This window comes from Streptomyces sp. NPDC028419, from assembly GCF_055565515.1.
The window spans coordinates 1-14,750 of record NZ_JBVHUE010000026.1 but is presented as its reverse complement, the minus strand read 5'-3'; the positions used below and the strand labels follow the sequence as shown (position 1 = coordinate 14,750).

General features: G+C 70.7%; 14 protein-coding genes. 6 read left to right on the top strand and 8 right to left on the bottom strand.

What is annotated here, in order from left to right:
- Genes ACZ4UB_RS27345 through ACZ4UB_RS27335 form a run of 3 tightly spaced genes read left to right on the top strand, consistent with a single transcriptional unit; the run spans position 1 to position 2,532 of the window.
- On the top strand, positions 1 to 297 hold the full coding sequence (locus ACZ4UB_RS27345) for an acyl carrier protein (RefSeq protein ID WP_354384452.1): 297 nt from the start codon (positions 1 to 3) through the stop codon (positions 295 to 297).
- Positions 290 to 1,399, top strand: coding sequence for an acyl-CoA dehydrogenase family protein (locus tag ACZ4UB_RS27340; protein WP_468074053.1), 1,110 nt, complete (start codon positions 290 to 292; stop codon positions 1,397 to 1,399). Before ACZ4UB_RS27345 ends, ACZ4UB_RS27340 begins: the two co-directional genes overlap by 8 nt.
- A 35-nt stretch (positions 1,400 to 1,434) precedes the next feature.
- Positions 1,435 to 2,532 carry an HAD-IIIC family phosphatase gene (locus tag ACZ4UB_RS27335; protein ID WP_468074170.1) on the top strand — a complete coding sequence of 366 codons (1,098 nt, stop codon included), beginning with the start codon at positions 1,435 to 1,437 and terminating at the stop codon, positions 2,530 to 2,532.
- A 4-nt stretch (positions 2,533 to 2,536) separates the two neighbouring features.
- Here the strand turns inward: ACZ4UB_RS27335 and ACZ4UB_RS27330 are convergent, their stop codons facing one another.
- Complete coding sequence (locus ACZ4UB_RS27330) at positions 2,537 to 3,205, bottom strand: O-methyltransferase (RefSeq protein WP_468074051.1); 669 nt, start codon at positions 3,203 to 3,205, stop codon at positions 2,537 to 2,539.
- Positions 3,206 to 3,376: 171 nt separating this feature from the next.
- Between ACZ4UB_RS27330 and ACZ4UB_RS27325 the strand changes: the two genes are divergently transcribed.
- Positions 3,377 to 4,900 (top strand): DUF4246 domain-containing protein, encoded by a 1,524-nt coding sequence (locus ACZ4UB_RS27325; RefSeq protein WP_468074049.1) that lies wholly within the window; start codon positions 3,377 to 3,379, stop codon positions 4,898 to 4,900.
- 66 nt (positions 4,901 to 4,966) lie between these two features.
- Here the strand turns inward: ACZ4UB_RS27325 and ACZ4UB_RS27320 are convergent, their stop codons facing one another.
- From ACZ4UB_RS27320 to ACZ4UB_RS27305, 4 genes are all read right to left on the bottom strand, one after another.
- Positions 4,967 to 5,770 carry a hypothetical protein gene (locus ACZ4UB_RS27320; protein WP_468074047.1) on the bottom strand — a complete coding sequence of 268 codons (804 nt, stop codon included), beginning with the start codon at positions 5,768 to 5,770 and terminating at the stop codon, positions 4,967 to 4,969.
- Between the two features lie 212 nt (positions 5,771 to 5,982).
- The gene (locus tag ACZ4UB_RS27315) at positions 5,983 to 6,555 is read right to left on the bottom strand and encodes a dihydrofolate reductase family protein (protein ID WP_468074045.1); all 573 of its coding nucleotides are present in this window, start codon (positions 6,553 to 6,555) and stop codon (positions 5,983 to 5,985) included.
- Positions 6,556 to 6,672: 117 nt separating this feature from the next.
- Complete coding sequence (locus ACZ4UB_RS27310; RefSeq protein ID WP_468074168.1) at positions 6,673 to 7,818, bottom strand: MFS transporter; 1,146 nt, start codon at positions 7,816 to 7,818, stop codon at positions 6,673 to 6,675.
- A 140-nt stretch (positions 7,819 to 7,958) separates the two neighbouring features.
- A complete protein-coding gene (locus ACZ4UB_RS27305; protein WP_468074043.1) occupies positions 7,959 to 9,518 on the bottom strand; it encodes an InlB B-repeat-containing protein in 1,560 nt (519 codons plus the stop codon).
- A 263-nt stretch (positions 9,519 to 9,781) separates the two neighbouring features.
- Between ACZ4UB_RS27305 and melC1 the strand changes: the two genes are divergently transcribed.
- Positions 9,782 to 10,225 carry an apotyrosinase chaperone MelC1 gene (gene melC1, locus ACZ4UB_RS27300; protein WP_468074041.1) on the top strand — a complete coding sequence of 148 codons (444 nt, stop codon included), beginning with the start codon at positions 9,782 to 9,784 and terminating at the stop codon, positions 10,223 to 10,225.
- Positions 10,222 to 11,064: a tyrosinase MelC2 gene (gene melC2, locus ACZ4UB_RS27295; protein ID WP_468074038.1), complete on the top strand. Its 843-nt coding sequence runs from the start codon at positions 10,222 to 10,224 to the stop codon at positions 11,062 to 11,064. The genes melC1 and melC2 overlap by 4 nt, the downstream gene beginning before the upstream one ends.
- 31 nt (positions 11,065 to 11,095) lie before the next feature.
- On the opposite strand, the gene tsaD is transcribed toward melC2, so the two are convergent.
- From tsaD to ACZ4UB_RS27280, 3 genes are all read right to left on the bottom strand, one after another.
- Entirely contained in the window at positions 11,096 to 12,154 is a 1,059-nt protein-coding gene (tsaD, locus tag ACZ4UB_RS27290; protein WP_468074166.1) for a tRNA (adenosine(37)-N6)-threonylcarbamoyltransferase complex transferase subunit TsaD, read from the bottom strand.
- Between the two features lie 121 nt (positions 12,155 to 12,275).
- The gene (locus ACZ4UB_RS27285; RefSeq protein WP_468074036.1) at positions 12,276 to 13,994 is read right to left on the bottom strand and encodes an acyl-CoA dehydrogenase family protein; all 1,719 of its coding nucleotides are present in this window, start codon (positions 13,992 to 13,994) and stop codon (positions 12,276 to 12,278) included.
- A gap of 44 nt (positions 13,995 to 14,038) precedes the next feature.
- Positions 14,039 to 14,605, bottom strand: a complete 567-nt coding sequence (locus ACZ4UB_RS27280; protein ID WP_468074034.1) for a PadR family transcriptional regulator — start codon at positions 14,603 to 14,605, stop codon at positions 14,039 to 14,041.
- Between the last annotated feature and the right edge of the window lie 145 nt (positions 14,606 to 14,750).

Genomic DNA, 14,750 nt, shown 5'->3' with positions numbered 1-14,750 from the left:
ATGACGATCGACCAGGCAATTGACGGAGCTGCGGTAAGCCCCGAAGCCATCCAGGAGGCGCTGCTCGGCTTCCTCGAGGGGCGGACCAAGTCCTCCCTGTCCCCGACCCAGGACCTCTTCGCCTCCGGGCTGCTGTCCTCCATGTTCGCCATGGAGCTGGTGGTCCATCTCGAACAGAGCTACCGGATCGCCATCGTCGGCGCGGACCTCAAGCTGGACAACTTCCGTACGGTGCAGGGCATGACGGACCTGGTGCTCCGGCTCCAGGGGGGCTCCACCGCGGGCAGCGATGTCTGAGCGACTGACCGAAGCGTTCGACTTCTTCGACGGGCTCGTCGACGGCCAGGCCGACGGATGGGACCTGGCCGGTCGGATACCGGTCGAGCTGCTGCGCACGGCCGGTGCCCGAGGACTGCTGTGCGCGGAGGTCTCCCCCGCGCACGGCGGTCTCGGCCTGAGCAGCCGTGACAGCGGCGAGCTGACGGCGCACGTGGGCAGCCGGTGCAGCTCCCTGCGGAGCGTGATGACCTCGCAGGGGATGGCGGCCTGGACCATCCAGCGGCTCGCGAACGCGGATCAGTCCGCGGCCCTGCTGCCGCGGCTGGTCGGTGGCCAGCTGGCGGCGGTGGGGTTCAGCGAGCCGGGTGCCGGCTCCGACCTCTCCACGATGAGCACGCAGATCAAGCTCGACGGCGACTCGGTCGTCCTCGACGGTCGCAAGATGTGGGTCACCGGCGCCCTTTACGCCGACCTGCTGGTCGTCTTCGGCCAGTGCGAGGGCGGTGCGGCGGCCGTCGTGGTCCCCGCCTCGACCCCGGGTGTCCGCGTGGAGCCGGTCGCCGACCCGATGGGGTGCCGTGCCGCCGGGCACGCGAACATCCAATTCGACTCGGTGCGACTGCCGGCGTCGAGCGTGCTCGGGAGCCCCGGCCTGCCGCTGCCGCTGCTGGTCACCACGGCGCTCGCGTACGGGCGGATCTCGGTGGCCTGGGGCTGCGTCGGCATCCTGCGGGCTTGCCGCAATGCCGCGGCGCTGCACGCCAAGTCCCGTACGCAGTTCGGCAAACCGCTCAGCGAGCACCAGCTCGTGGCGCGTCACCTCGCCGAGCTGTTCATCGCCGAGCAGGTGGCGACGCAGGCGTGCGCGCACGCGAGTTCGTGTTGGGACGCCGGTTCTCCCGACATGGTCGTCGCCACGGTCCTCGCCAAGCACGTCAGCGCCAGCAACGCCGCCACCGGAGCGGCCACCGCGGTGCAGGTGTTGGCCTCGGCGGCGGCGCAGGACGGCCATGTGGTGGCCCGCGCGTACCGGGACGCGAAGTTGATGGAAATCATCGAAGGCACCAGCGAAATATGTCAGTTGATTCTGGCGCAGCATGCCGTCGCGACGGCGCAGTGAGCACCCGGGGAGGGCCCGTGTCTGAACAGCCGACCATGGTGAAGTGCCTGGTCTGGGACCTGGACAACACGCTTTGGCAGGGCACCCTGCTGGAGGACGACGAGGTCCGGGTGCCCGACGCGGTGCGGGAGTTGATCGCCACTCTCGACTCCCGCGGGATCCTGCAGGCGGTCGCCAGCAAGAACGACCACGACCTGGCCTGGGCGAAGTTGGAGGCGTTGGGGCTCGCCGAGTTCTTCGTCGTGCCCCGGATCGGGTGGGGGCCGAAGTCGGACTCCGTGCGGCTGATCGCCGAGCGGCTCAAGTTCGCCGAGTCCACCATCGCGTTCGTCGACGATCAGCCGGCCGAGCGTGCCGAGGTGGCCTTCCACCTGCCGCAGGTCCGCTGCTACGACGCCGCGGAAGTGCTGTCGTTCGCGGAGCTGGCGGAGTTCAGTCCCGAGAACGTCACCGTCGACTCCCAGCGGCGCCGCCAGATGTACCGGGCCGGCTTCGAGCGGGAGGCGGAACAGGCCGCGTTCAAGGGACCGGACGAGGAGTTCCTGCGGTCGCTGGAGCTGGTGATGCGCATCGAGCGGGCCACCGGTGAGCAGTTGACCCGCGTCGAGGAACTCACGCTGCGCACGAGCCAGATGAACGCGACCGGGGTGCACTACTCGGACGCGGCGCTGCGCGAGCTGCTGGCGGATCCGGGGCACGAGGTCCTGGTGACCACCATGACCGACCGCTTCGGGCCGCACGGCGCCGTCGGCGTGATGCTGCTGGCGACGCACCCGGGGGTCTGGCACCTCAAGCTGCTGGCCACGTCCTGCCGGGTCGTCTCGTTCGGTGCGGGTGCGGCGCTGCTGAACTGGCTGATCGACCAGGCCGCGCGGGCGGGTGCGCACCTGGTCGCGGACTTCCGTCCCACGGACCGCAACCGCATGATGGAGATCGCCTACCGGTTCGCCGGTTTCACGCGGTCCTCCGAGGAGCCGTGCGACTGTCTGGCCGCTCTGCCGGCGGCGGGCGACGAGGGGCTCCAGCAGCTGCACCTGGTCTCCGGGCCGCGTGCGGCCCACCCCACCATCGAGATCAGCGCGCCGGATCTGGCCGCGCACCACGCAGTGGCCACGGCGGCACCGGCGCGCTGATTCATCAGCTCGTCTTCTTGCGCGCCAAGGTAATTCCGTCGGCCACCGGAAGAAGGGAAATGTCGACCCGTTCGTCGTCCCGCAGGAAAAGGTTCAGTTCGCGTACCGCGACCGAATCGGGATCCTGGGCGGACGGGTCGATCACCCTTCCGAAGAAGAGGGTGTTGTCGATGACAATGAGCCCGCCGGGGCGGACCAATTCGATAGCCGCATCGTAATAGCTGCGGTAATTCGCCTTGTCCGCATCGATGAAAACGAAATCGAAGGTACCCGCCGCGCCCGCGGTGGTCAGCTCGGCCATGGTGTCGGTCGCGTTGCCGATGCGGACGTCGATGCGGTCGCTGACGCCCGCCTTGTCCCAGTATCCCTGGGCGATGCCGGGCCATTTGTCGCTGATGTCGCAGGTGATCAGCTGACCGTCCGACGGGAGCGCGCGCGCCATGCACAGCGTGCTGTAGCCGGTGAACGTCCCGATCTCCAGTACGTTCCGGGCCCCGACCAGGCCGACGAGGAGGGCCAGGAATTGACCCTCCTCCGCCATTACCTGCATCGCCTGCCCCATGGGCAGCTGGCCGGTGAGCTCCCGGAGATCGCGCAGGATTTCGTCATCACGTAATGAGACATCGCGGACGTAGGACAGCAATTCCACAGAAGAAGCCAATTGATTTGCCATGGGCTTAAAGTAATACTGGACCGCACGACAGTGCAAGCCCGGAAAGAAATACCGGGAAATCTCCGCCGCGCGGTCGTCCCGCCGATGGCGCTCCAACGGGGCGCGGGTGGGGTGTCAGTGTGCTCACGTATCCTTCCGGGCACCGCACACCGACTCGAAGGACCAAGAGAATTGTCCGGTCTGACTGCCTTTCCGCTGCCCTTCCACACGTTCCGTTCCTTGCCGTTCGCGACGCCCCGCACGCTGCGCGAGCTCCAGATGATGGAGTTCAGCTCGCACATCCGGGCGAAGTCGGGGTGGTTCGACAAGATGCACGACGGCGACGTCGTCGCCAGGTGGACGCAGGAAGCGATCGCCCAGGGCCTCACGGAGGCGCAGGTGCGGTACGTGATCGCCGAACTCGCGCACTACCGCGCGTTGCGCGACGAGCGGACCGGCGTCGAGGTGTCCGGGGTCGACGGCGTGTGGCAGTCGGACTCGCTGATCGACGACGCGCTGCGAGCGCGGCTGCGGGCGGCGGTCCGGGTCCTGGAAGAGGTCCCCGAGGCCGAGCGGGACTGGCATCCGGGCTCCGACGGCCAGGTGCTGGACCTGGTCCATCCCTCGCTGTTCTGCCTGGTGAGGGGGGTCAGCGGCGGGCCGGAGCAGGCGTGGGAGGACCCGACGGACCGTCATTCGAAGTACGAGTTCTCCGAGAAGTACCAGTGGTTGCCCACGGAGGTCGACGTCAGCGCCGAGGGCGAGGTGGCCTTCCGCTCCTACGTCAACAACGTCCACCCCGAAGAGCACCGCGAACTGGACGCCGTCCTCCCGGAGTTGTTCGCACGCATGCGGCCGCTGCTGGAGAACGTGCTCACCGACCTGCGCCACCCCCGGCCGCCGCGGATCGAGGCCGATCCCTACGGGTGGTACGACGACTCGAAGCCGCAGTGCCCGAACAGGTCCTCCTTCGCCGATGACGAGGCAGGGGCCGCGGCCTACGCGGAAGCCCGCGACGCCTGGGAGGAGGCCTCGGACGACTGGTGGGACAACCGGCGCCCGGCCATCCCGGACGCCCCCGCCTACACCGCGCCCGAACCGCCGGACGCGGACGCCCGGGTCGATCTGCGCGGCCGCCGCCTCCAGCTCATCGTCAAGCTCGCGACCGTGCACCTGACCCCGGAGAAGCCCGAGTACCCGGGCGGCTCCTGGCACGTCGAGGGGATGCTCAACGAGCGGATCGTCTCGACCGGCATCTACTACTGGGACAGCGAGAACATCACCGAGAGCCGGTTGGGCTTCCGGGCGGCCCTGGACGACCCGGACTACGAACAGAGCGACGACGGCGGCGTGCGCGAGGTCTACGGCCTGGAGAACGAGGACGCCCTGAGCCAGGATCTGGGGTCGGCGGCGACGCCGGCGGGCCGCTGCCTGGCCTTCCCCAACGTCCTGCAGCACCGCGTCAGCCCGTTCGGCCTCGTGGACCCCGACCGCCCGGGACACCGCAAGATCCTCGCGTTCTTCCTGGTCGACCCGTCGCGGAGGATCGCCTCGACGGCCGACGTGCCGCCGCAGCAGCCGTGGTCCGCCACCTCGACCATGACGCTGGAGGAGGCCAAGGGTCACCGCGAACAGCTCATGCAGGAGCGCAAGTTCTTCGTCGACGAGCACAACGAGCAGATCTACGAGCGCGAGTTCTCCCTCTGCGAGCACTGAACCGGCGCGGCAGCGGGTGGCCGCGTACGCCCTCCCTGCGACGGGAGGGCGTACGCGGCGGCCGGGTCAGAAGAGGTTGCCGTAGTAGGTCAGGATGTTGGGCAGCGAGCGCAGCGTCTTGTCGTGTTGCGGGTGGTTCTTGAGGATGAAGCCGATGCGGGCCCCGAGGTCCGCCTTGCGCGCGGGTTTGAAGCCTGCCTTCTTCAGGAGTTCGCAGAGGATCGTGATGTTCGTCAGGTCCTGGTGGCCCACGGCCTTGGGACACAGCGTCGCGACGACCCCGGCCCGCCACTCCGCGGGGAAGTCCTCCTGCCGGGCGTCGCCCGCGTCGACGCCCTTGAGCCACGAACTGCCCACGATGGCCGCCGAGTGGACGTTCTGCCCGATGGACAGAGTTCCGCCGGGAACGCTGATCGTGCCCATCGAGCTGAGGGTCGGCATCAGGGAGGCCACCCATCCGGCGTGGCAGTACGGGACGCCCCAGACGATGGAGCCGAACGCCCCGCTCTTCGAGATCGCCTTGATCGCCCCGAGCGGCGTGCCCAGGTCGCCGCCGTAGGAGTGCGCCCAGTTGCTGACCCCGTCGGCGCTCAGGGCGGTGTAGCCGCCCGCCTGCTCGTCGGCCACCACGCCGACGATCTGCTGGGCCGTCGCGTCGACGTCGGCCGGCTTCTGCAGCCAGGCCTTCAGCGGGTGGTCGGGGCTGGTGGCGTAGAGCCGGCCGCCCGTCCCCACGCGGAACTGCTGCCGGCTCTGCTGGACCGTGCCGAGGACCGCGACGTTCTTGTACAGCAGCGTGCCGTTGCCGTCCGAGAAGTGCTTGACGTTGAACTCTTCCGGGGACTCGACGGGCTCGACGTGAGTGCTCACGTGGTTCCTTTCGTCCGAATACAACGGAAACCAGGGCGAAGCAGGTGAATTGACGACATGTTCGCCACAGCCGACGTCACCGTACAGCGCCCCGGTCGACCGTCGACACGGATCGCGCAAATCCCTTTCTGTGGACGGGAGCAGGGGGTTCTCCTGGGTCTACAGGGGCACATGTCCCCTGCTGGGAGCGCCTCTTGTGGCTACGGACCGGGTCAGCGGACGACGTCGAAGACGTTCTTCTGCAGACCGTTGGCGTACGCCTCGTGCTCGACGAGCTTCAGCTTCTGGGTGTCCTTGTCGGTGGAGCTGAACAGCCGCTTGCCCGCGCCGAGCAGGAGGGGGAAGACGAGCAGGTGGTAGCGGTCGATCAGCCCGGCGTCGGACAGGGCCCGGTTCAGGGTGGCGCTGCCGTGGACGATGATCGGGCCGCCCTCGGTCTCCTTCAGGGCGGCGACCTCGTCGAGCGAGCGCAGGATCGTGGTCTCGCCCCAGTTCGACACCAGGTCGCCCTCGGCGAGGCTGGTGGAGACGACGTACTTCGGCATCGCCTTGTAGTCGGCGAAGTCCGCCATGTCGGGCCACACCGGGCTGAAGGCCTCGTAGCTGGTGCGGCCCAGCAGTATGGCGGTGGCTTCCTGCTGCTCCCGCCCCTTGATCTCGAAGGCCTCGGGGAGGAACTCGATGTCCTTGAAGGTCCACCCGGAGTTCCGGTAGCCGGGCTCGCCGCCCGGGGCCTCCACGACGCCGTCGAGGGAGATGAAAGCGGTGCTGATCAGGGTGCGCATCGTGGTTCCTCGGTATCTCGTGTGCGGTGTCGTGCCGTTGTGGTCGGCGCGCGGGCGGACCGTTCGTACGGTCGCCGCGCCCCCACTACTCTGTACGACTCCTGATCATGGCGGAACTCATCGGTCGGAGTCGGGGCGCTGGGTGCGCATGCGGCCGTAGGCGTACACGCACCCGGCGAGCGCGAGGTCGGACAGCAGCATGAAGCCGATCGAGTACGAGCCCTTCGCGCTGTAGATCCCGCCCATGACCAGGGGCGGGACGAAGCCACCGAGCCCGCCCACGGCGCCGACGATGCCGGTGACGCTGCCCACCTGTGCCTGCGGGGTGACCTGCGAGACGAGGGCGAAGACGCTGCCTCCGGCCGCGCCCAGTCCGGCGGCCATCGCGAGCAGCGCGATGGTGGCGACCGGGGCGATCGGCGGGTCGAAGGCCTGGACGACGGCGAAGAGGGCCACGACGGCCAGCGCGACGGCCGTGACGACCGCCGGGTGGAAACGGTCCGAGAGACGACCGCCGAGGGGCCGGAAGACCACGGTGACCAGGGCGAACCCGGCCGCCCTGGCACCGGCGTCGGTCGGCGGGAGCGCGTACCAGGTCTTCAGGTAGGTCGGCAGGTAGACGCCGAAGGCGACGACCCCGCCGAAGCCGATGGCATAGAGCGCGGACAGCTCCCAGGTGATCCGCAGCCCGCCCGCCCGGCGCAACCGGGTGGCGAGCGAGACCGTGCTGGCGGCCCGGTCGGGCCGGTCCGTGATCAGGACCGCCGCCAGCGCCGCGTAGCCGGCGAGCGCGGCGGCCACGACGTAGAAGGGCAGGTTCTCCCCGTGGGCGGCCATGCGGGGGGTGAAGTAGCCGGAGAGGGCGACGCCGCCGGTGCCCATGCCGAAGACGCCGAGCGCGAAGCCCCGACGGCCGGGCGGGAACCAGGAGTTGACCAGGGGGACGCCGATCGCGAACGTCGTGCCGCCCAGGCCGAGCAGCAGGGCCACGGCGAGGAGCGGCACGTAGTCGTCCTTGACCAGGACCAGGAGGAGCACCGGCACGACGGTGAGCGCGGACACCAGCGGGAACATCAGCTTCGCGCCGTAGCGGTCGGTGAGCGCGCCCACGGGGATGCGCCCGAGGGAACCGACCAGGACCGGGATCGCGACCAGCAAGGACTGCTGCAAGGAGCTCAGGCCGAGGCGGTCCTTGTACCCGGTGGCCAGCGGGGCGATCAGGTCCCACGCCCAGAAGGTGAGCGTGAAACCGAGCGTCGCCATGATCAGGTTGCGGTACGGGGCGACGGAGGTCTGCTGGTCGGTGTCCACGCCCCAGTCAAGACGCGGGGTGCGCCCGCCGGCGCGCCGGGTTGGGCCGTACGGGTTCCGGGCCCGCCCCCGTCGGGCGGGCCCGGAGCCGATCAGACCTCCAGGAAGACGGCGCGCAGGGTGTGGGCCGCGTCCATGGTCACGTTGACCTGGCTGCTCGGGGCGTACTGACGGCCGTCGTAGATCCAGGCCGCCAGTCGGTAGCCGGTGGCGGGGGTGGCGGTGACGCCGACGACGGTGCCGGGCTTGTACGGGCCGTAGACGGCGGGTCGGATCGTGCCGCCCTCGCTGTTCTCCAGGGTGAGGGCGTAGCGGGTCTTGGGCGTCGTGAGGGACCGGTAGCCCGCCACGATGGGAGTCGTGAGCCGGGCGAGCGCCGCGTTGTTGTCGTTCCGGTCGCCGAGCGGCTGGCCGTCGACGGAGAGGCCGGGGTTCGAGTAGACGTTCTCCGTGTGGCACGCCTTGCGGCAGGAGGTGGCGTACGCCATGAGCGAGGTGTGCTGCTCGTCGGGCGAGATCCAGCCGGTGCCGTAGGGAGTGTTCAGGTCGTTGACCCAGCTCCCGTCCGGGACCTGCTGGTCGAGGGTGCGGCGGTCGTGGAAGAGGCCGAGGTTGTGGCCGATCTCGTGGCCGAGGTTGTACCAGCCGGTGAGCGAGTCGAAGTCGACGACGGAGAAGGCCAGGCTGTCGTTGAAGTTGCCGCGCACGGGCAGGCTGCCCTGGCCGGAGGAGCGGCCGGGGACGCTGTTGACCACGGTGACGAGGTCGACGCCGTAGCGGCGGCGCACCTCCGCCGCGGTGGCGCCGAGCTCCTGGTCCCGGGGGTTGCTCAGCTTCCGCCACATCAGGCCGGACTCGTTCTCGCCCCGGTAGTCGGTGTTGTAGGTGCCGATGATGTCGATGCTCGCCGCGACGCCGCTGTCGGCGAGGGCCTCGTTCATCTTGCGCTCGGCCCAGTTGATGGTGTTGATCACCTGCTGCTCGCCGCCCGCCCGGTCGATCGCGAGCTGGGTGAAGCCTGCGGCGACGTCGATGACGACGGGGTCCGCGGCGCCGGCCGCGGCGCGGCCGGAGAGGGAGGTGCGCGGGGCGTTCCGGGCGGCCGGGTCGACCGCCAGCGCGTCGGGGGCGCGCCGCGGCCGCTGGTTCGGGTCCTCCTCGGTGATCCGGGCGTGGACGGGGTGACCGGGGCGGGTCTCCAGGCGGTAGACGCGGTCCCCCAGGTCGGCGACGACCTTGGCGACGGGCGCGGCGGACCGCTGGCCCTCGGGGGTGCACACGCCGCGCAGGGAGACGATCACGCTGGACCGCGGGTTGCCCGCGACGTGTCCGGACCAGGTGCGCGAACCCTGGTCGTCGTCGGTGCCGTCCTCGACGGCGGTGACGTGCACGTCGCCGAAGAAGGAGAAGCTCCAGCTGCGGGGCGCGCCGAAGGGTGCGGGGGTGCACAGGGCCCGGAAGTCCGCGAGGTCGAGGGGGACGGTGCGCGAGCGGAGCACCTCCGGCCCGTCACCGTCGGCGGGGGCGCGTACGGCGGTGGGGGGTGCGGCGTTCACGGCGGTGGCCGAGGCGGCCGTGAGGGGCAGGGCGGCCACGGCGGCCACGCACAGCGCGAGGAGACGGGTGCGGCGCGAGGGGCGGGGTGAGGTCATGGCGCACACGAAGCCACAACGGGTATCGCACAAGTGGGCGACATGCCCGGCGCAGGGGGGTCGATCACCCGGGCGACACGAGAGGTCCACCCGGATGCCGGGCGGGGCCGCCGAACACCCGCTGCCCGCCGAATCGTTCCTTCACGCCACGTCCGAGAAGGAGGTAAATCGACCGAAAGTAGCCTTGTCCTGAGCGGGAAGCCGGCCGTTGACGCCGGGGCCGCTGATCAACTGGCCGCGCCCTTCTGATACTTCTTCGAGCCATGAAGAAGATCACCCGCCGGCAGGCCCTGAGCATGTCGGCCGGCGCAGCCACCGCCATCGGGCTGACGAGCGCCTGCTCGTCCACGTCGTCCACCAAGCCGGCCGCCGTCCCGGCCGGCGGCGCGGCCGCTTCCGGCGCCCCGGGCGCCTCGGGCGCCGCCAAAGCCATCACGCCCGTCGACGAGGTGTTCGAGGGCCGCCGCATACAGATATCGCTCGACACCTCGGGCCAGCACACCGGTGGGCACCACCTGCCGGCCATGCCGAGCGTGCGCATCGACGGCGTCGAGCTGCACCTGATGCCCAATGCCGACGGGAGTTGGATCACGGTGGTCAACCACTACGAGACGTTCCCCGACCCCATCACGGCGGCCCGCGCCGCCGTCCGCGACCTCCAGGGCGCGATCCTCGTCCCGCTCGGCGCCAACGGAGATCCGGCATGACCGTCCGCAAGAACCAGGCCAAGCTCACCGCCGACGAGAAGCGCGCCTTCACCAACGCGCTGCTCGAACTCAAGCGCAAGGGCGTCTACGACCGCTTCGTCAGTGCCCACAACGCCTTCCTGATGGGCGACAGCGACTTCGGCGCCCGGGTCGGCCACCGCTCCCCCTCCTTCCTGCCCTGGCACCGCCGCTTCCTGCTCGACTTCGAGGCGGAGCTACAGAAGGTGGACCCGAAGGTCTCGATCCCCTACTGGGACTGGACCGTCGACCGCACCCCCGGCTCCTCGCTGTGGGCCGCCGACTTCCTCGGGGGCACCGTCCGGGCCCGCGACGGCCAGGTGCTCGACGGCCCCTTCGCGTACTCGGGGGGCAAGTGGGCCGTCACCGTGGGCGTGGACCGGCGCACCTACCTGCGGCGCGTGCTCGGCGGTAGCAAGCAGCTGCCGACCAAGGACGAGGTCAATGCCGTGCTGAACATGCCGGAGTACGACACGGCCCCCTGGAACAGCACGTCGGGCGGCTTCCGCAACAACCTGGAGGGCTGGCGCGGCACCAACCTGCACAACCGGGTCCACATGTGGGTGGGCGGCCACATGGCCAGCGCGGCGTCCCCCAACGACCCCGTGTTCTGGCTGCACCACGCCTTCATCGACATGCTGTGGGCCGAGTGGCAGGGCCGGCACCCGAAGTCCGCCTATCAGCCCGCCACCCGGACGCCGGACGTGGTCGACCTGCACGGCACCATGCGGCCGTGGAACAACGTGACGCCGGCCGACATGCTGGACCACCGCAAGTTCTACACCTTCGACACCGAGAAGCCGGCGCCCGGGCGCCCCTGAGGCCCGGCGGGGTGCGAAGGGGACGGCCCGGCTAGGCGACGCGCGCGGACGGGCGGGCGACGGGGTGCAGGGCGGCGTACTCCAGCGGTGCGGACGGATCGATGGACACGTCGAGCTGCGCCGGATCGGATCCGGCCCGCACCAGCAGGTCGCCGACGGCCGCGATCATCGCCCCGTTGTCGGTGCACAGGGTCAGCGGCGGCACCCGGAGTTCGACGCCGGCGGCCGCGCAGCGCTCCTCGGCCAGGGCCCGCACCCGCGAGTTCGCCGCGACGCCGCCCACCACGACGAGGGTCCGTACCTCGTACGCGCGGCAGGCGGCCAGCGCCTTGCGGGTCAACACGTCCGCGACGGCCTCCTGGAGCGAGGCGGCGCCGTCGGCGAGCGGGATCTCCTCGCCCCGCAGCCGGTGCTGCTCCGCCCAGCGGGCGGCCGCGGTCTTCAAGCCGGAGAAGGAGAACGCGTACGGGTCGTCCCCCGGCCGCGTCAGCGGGCGCGGGAAGGCCACCGCGCAGCCGTTGCCCCCGCGGGCCGCCCGGTCGACGGCGGGGCCGCCGGGGTACGGCAGCCCGAAGACCCGGGCCACCTTGTCGAAGCACTCCCCCGCCGCGTCGTCCACGGTGTCGCCGAGGTGCAGGATCGGGTCGCGCACGAGGTCGCGCACGAGCAGCAGCGAGGTGTGACCGCCGGAGACGATCAGCACCATGCACGGGTTCGGCAGCGGCCCGTGCTCCAGGGTGTCGGCCGCGACGTGCCCGGCGAGGTGGTGCACTCCGTACAGCGGGACCCCGGCCGCGTACGCGAGGGTCTTCGCCCCCGAGAGCCCCACCTGGAGGGCGCCGGAGAGCCCCGGGCCGGTCGTGACGGCGACGGCGTCGATGTCGCCCAGCCGCAGCCCGGCCTGGTCGAGGGCCTGCTGGACGACCGGGTTGAACGACTGGAGGTGCGCCCGGGCGGCGATCTCGGGCACGACCCCGCCGAAGCGGGCGTGCTCGTCCATGCTCGACGCCACGACGTGCGCGAGCAGCCGGCCGCCGGAGACGATCCCGGCTCCGGTCTCGTCGCACGACGACTCGATGCCCAGCACCACCGGAGCGCCCACGGCGACCTCTTTCGCACATCTATCGTTCTTGCAAGTGATGTGCAACAAGATACCCGGGGCGGAACGGCCCCCGCGCACGGGCGGGGGCCCTCACCTCGGCGCTACGGGGTCACTGCCCCATCTCGTAGGACCCGGACAGCGCCTCCACCCGCTCCCAGACCCGGGCCGCGCGGGCCTCGTCGACGACGGGGCGGCGTACGGCGCCCAGCGCCCAGGCCTGCTGCGCCTCGGTGGCGGAGTCCTTGCCGTGCAGTTCGACGGCGTGCCCGGAGAAGTCGCGCACCAGGACGGAGAACAGCTCGTCGAGGACGGAGGCGTCCAGGTCCGTCAGGGCGGCCTGCTCCAGGATCAGCTGGCCGTACACCACCAGCGCGAACAGCTGGCCGACGGAGAGCAGGAAGTCGAGGTCACGGCTCTGCGCCTCGTCGGGGGCGACGGTGGAGACGAAGGCGCACAGGGCGTCCGCCTGCTCGCGGAAGCGGGCGACGTTCGGCACGTCGGCGTAGCCCTCGAAGGCGGCGCGCCAGTCGTGGAAGCGCACGGAGCCCAGGCCCCGGGCGGGACCCTGCCGGAAGAGGAAGTCGTCGTCGGCCGCGTCGAGGCGGGTCGCCGTGGCGGGGTACTCGACCGGCTCCAGCAGGTGGTTGCGCATGAACTTGAGGATCAGCGCGAGGTTGACGTGGACGGTGCCCTCCAGCTTGGGCAGGCTCCGGATCTCGACGGCCGCCTCGGCGAAGTAGGTGTCCTTCTCGAAGCCCTTGGCGGCGATGACGTCCCACATCAGGTCGATGACCTTCTCGCCCTCCGTGGTCACCTTCATCTTCGTCATCGGGTTGAAGAGCAGGTACCGGCGGTCCTCGGGCCCGGCCGAGCGGAAGTAGTCGACGGCGCGGTCGCTGAAGAGCTTCATCCCGACGAGGCGGACGTACGCGTCGGCCAACTCGCGGCGCACGTGCGGGAAGGCGGTGACGGGACGGCCGTAGAGGATGCGGTTCTGCGCGTGGGTGACGGCCTCGTACATGGCGTGTTCGCAGATGCCGATCGAGGCGGTGCAGAGGTTGAACTTGCCGACGTTGACCGTGTTGAGGGCCGCGTCGAAGGCCGCGCGGCCGGTGTGCAGGACGTCGTCCGCGGACACCGGGTAGCGCGCCAGGCGGAACTCGCTGACGTACTTGGAGGAGTCGACGACGTTCTGCACCAACTCGTACGCCGCGTGGCGGCTGTCGGCCGCGAAGAAGACGTACCCGTCCGAGCCCTCGACGTCGGTGCGCCGGCCGAAGACGGAGACGAGCCCGGCCGCGTTGCCGTTGCCGATGTAGTACTTGGAACCGCTCGCCAGGAAGCCGCCGTCGCCGTCGGGTTCCAGCAGCATGTCGGTGGAGTAGATGTCGGCGCCGTGGGTCCGCTCGGACAGCCCGAACGCGAAGACCTCGCCCTGCGCGAGGAGTTCGGCGGCGCGGTCACGGGCGGCGGCGTTGTCGCTCTGCCAGACGGGCCCGAGGCCGAGGATGGTGACCTGCCACGCGTACCAGTAGTCGAGGCCGTAGAAGCCGAGGATCTCGTTGAGGGCGGCGATCCGGGCGGTGTCCCACCGCTGGTCCTGCTTGCTGGCGGCGGCGGCCGGGGTGAGGAAGGTGGCGAACAGCCCTTCCTTCGCCGCGAAGGCGAGGAAGTCGCCCAGCCAGGCGCGGGACCGGTAGTCCTCGATCAGCCGGCGCTTGCCGCGCTCCTCGAACCAGTCGACGGTGGCGCGCAGCAGCCTGCGGGTCTCGGGGTCGAAGTGCGCCGGGTCGTAGGTGCGCGGGTTGAACAGCAGGGAGTCGGCCATGGAGTTCACCTTCGGGAGGGGAGGAGAGGGGCGAGGGGGGCGTTTCAGGAGGAGCGCGGAGCGGCGCCGAGCCGGTGGAGCGTGGCGAGGACGTCGTCGAGCCAGGCGAGCGTCATGCGCTCGTAGGCGATGCCGCCGCGCAGCACGACGTGCTGGAGCTCATGCCCGGTGTCGAGCGGCGCGGGGGCCTCGGGGCCGGTGAAATCGCGCAGCTCCCCCGCGAGGTAGCGCGCGAGCCGGTCGCTGTGGACCTGGTGGTGGCGTTCGACCTCGCGGACCAGCGCGGCCGGGTCGTCGAAGGCCGCGCCCCGGATCTTCACGGCGAGGTCGTGGCGCAGGCTCTCCGGCTCGATCGGCTGGTGCAGCCACTGGGACAGGGCGGCGCGACCGGCGGCGGCGACGGAGTACTCCTTCTTGTCCGGGCGGCCCTGTTGCGGCACCTCCCGGGAGGTCAGCAGCCCGTCGCCTTCCATGCGCCCCACGACGCGGTAGATCTGCTGGTGGGTGGCGGTCCAGAAGTAGCCGATGGACCGGTCGAACCTCCGGGCCAGGTCATAGCCGGAGCCCGGCATCTCCAGCAGGGAGACGAGAATCGCGTGGTCGAGCGCCATGCCCCGATCTTGCTGTGCAACTCGTTGCATAGACAAGTGGCGGGGGGGGGGGGGGGGGGGGGGGGGGGGAGGGGGGGGGGGGGGGGGGGGGGGGGAGGGAGGGGGGGGGGGAAGGAGGGGGGGGGTGTGGGGGGAGAGTAGCCCG

Bases quoted from the DNA above. Each gene is read 5' to 3' on its own strand.
- melC1 (WP_468074041.1), top strand. From the start codon at position 9,782: ATGAAGAAGATCACCCGCCGGCAGGCCCTGAGCATGTCGGCCGGCGCA.
- ACZ4UB_RS27285 (WP_468074036.1), bottom strand. From the start codon at position 13,994: ATGGCCGACTCCCTGCTGTTCAACCCGCGCACCTACGACCCGGCGCAC.
- ACZ4UB_RS27340 (WP_468074053.1), top strand. From the start codon at position 290: ATGTCTGAGCGACTGACCGAAGCGTTCGACTTCTTCGACGGGCTCGTC.
- ACZ4UB_RS27305 (WP_468074043.1), bottom strand. From the start codon at position 9,518: ATGACCTCACCCCGCCCCTCGCGCCGCACCCGTCTCCTCGCGCTGTGC.
- ACZ4UB_RS27330 (WP_468074051.1), bottom strand. From the start codon at position 3,205: ATGGCAAATCAATTGGCTTCTTCTGTGGAATTGCTGTCCTACGTCCGC.
- ACZ4UB_RS27310 (WP_468074168.1), bottom strand. From the start codon at position 7,818: ATGGCGACGCTCGGTTTCACGCTCACCTTCTGGGCGTGGGACCTGATC.
- ACZ4UB_RS27280 (WP_468074034.1), bottom strand. From the start codon at position 14,605: ATGGCGCTCGACCACGCGATTCTCGTCTCCCTGCTGGAGATGCCGGGC.
- ACZ4UB_RS27315 (WP_468074045.1), bottom strand. From the start codon at position 6,555: ATGCGCACCCTGATCAGCACCGCTTTCATCTCCCTCGACGGCGTCGTG.
- melC2 (WP_468074038.1), top strand. From the start codon at position 10,222: ATGACCGTCCGCAAGAACCAGGCCAAGCTCACCGCCGACGAGAAGCGC.
- ACZ4UB_RS27345 (WP_354384452.1), top strand. From the start codon at position 1: ATGACGATCGACCAGGCAATTGACGGAGCTGCGGTAAGCCCCGAAGCC.
- ACZ4UB_RS27335 (WP_468074170.1), top strand. From the start codon at position 1,435: ATGGTGAAGTGCCTGGTCTGGGACCTGGACAACACGCTTTGGCAGGGC.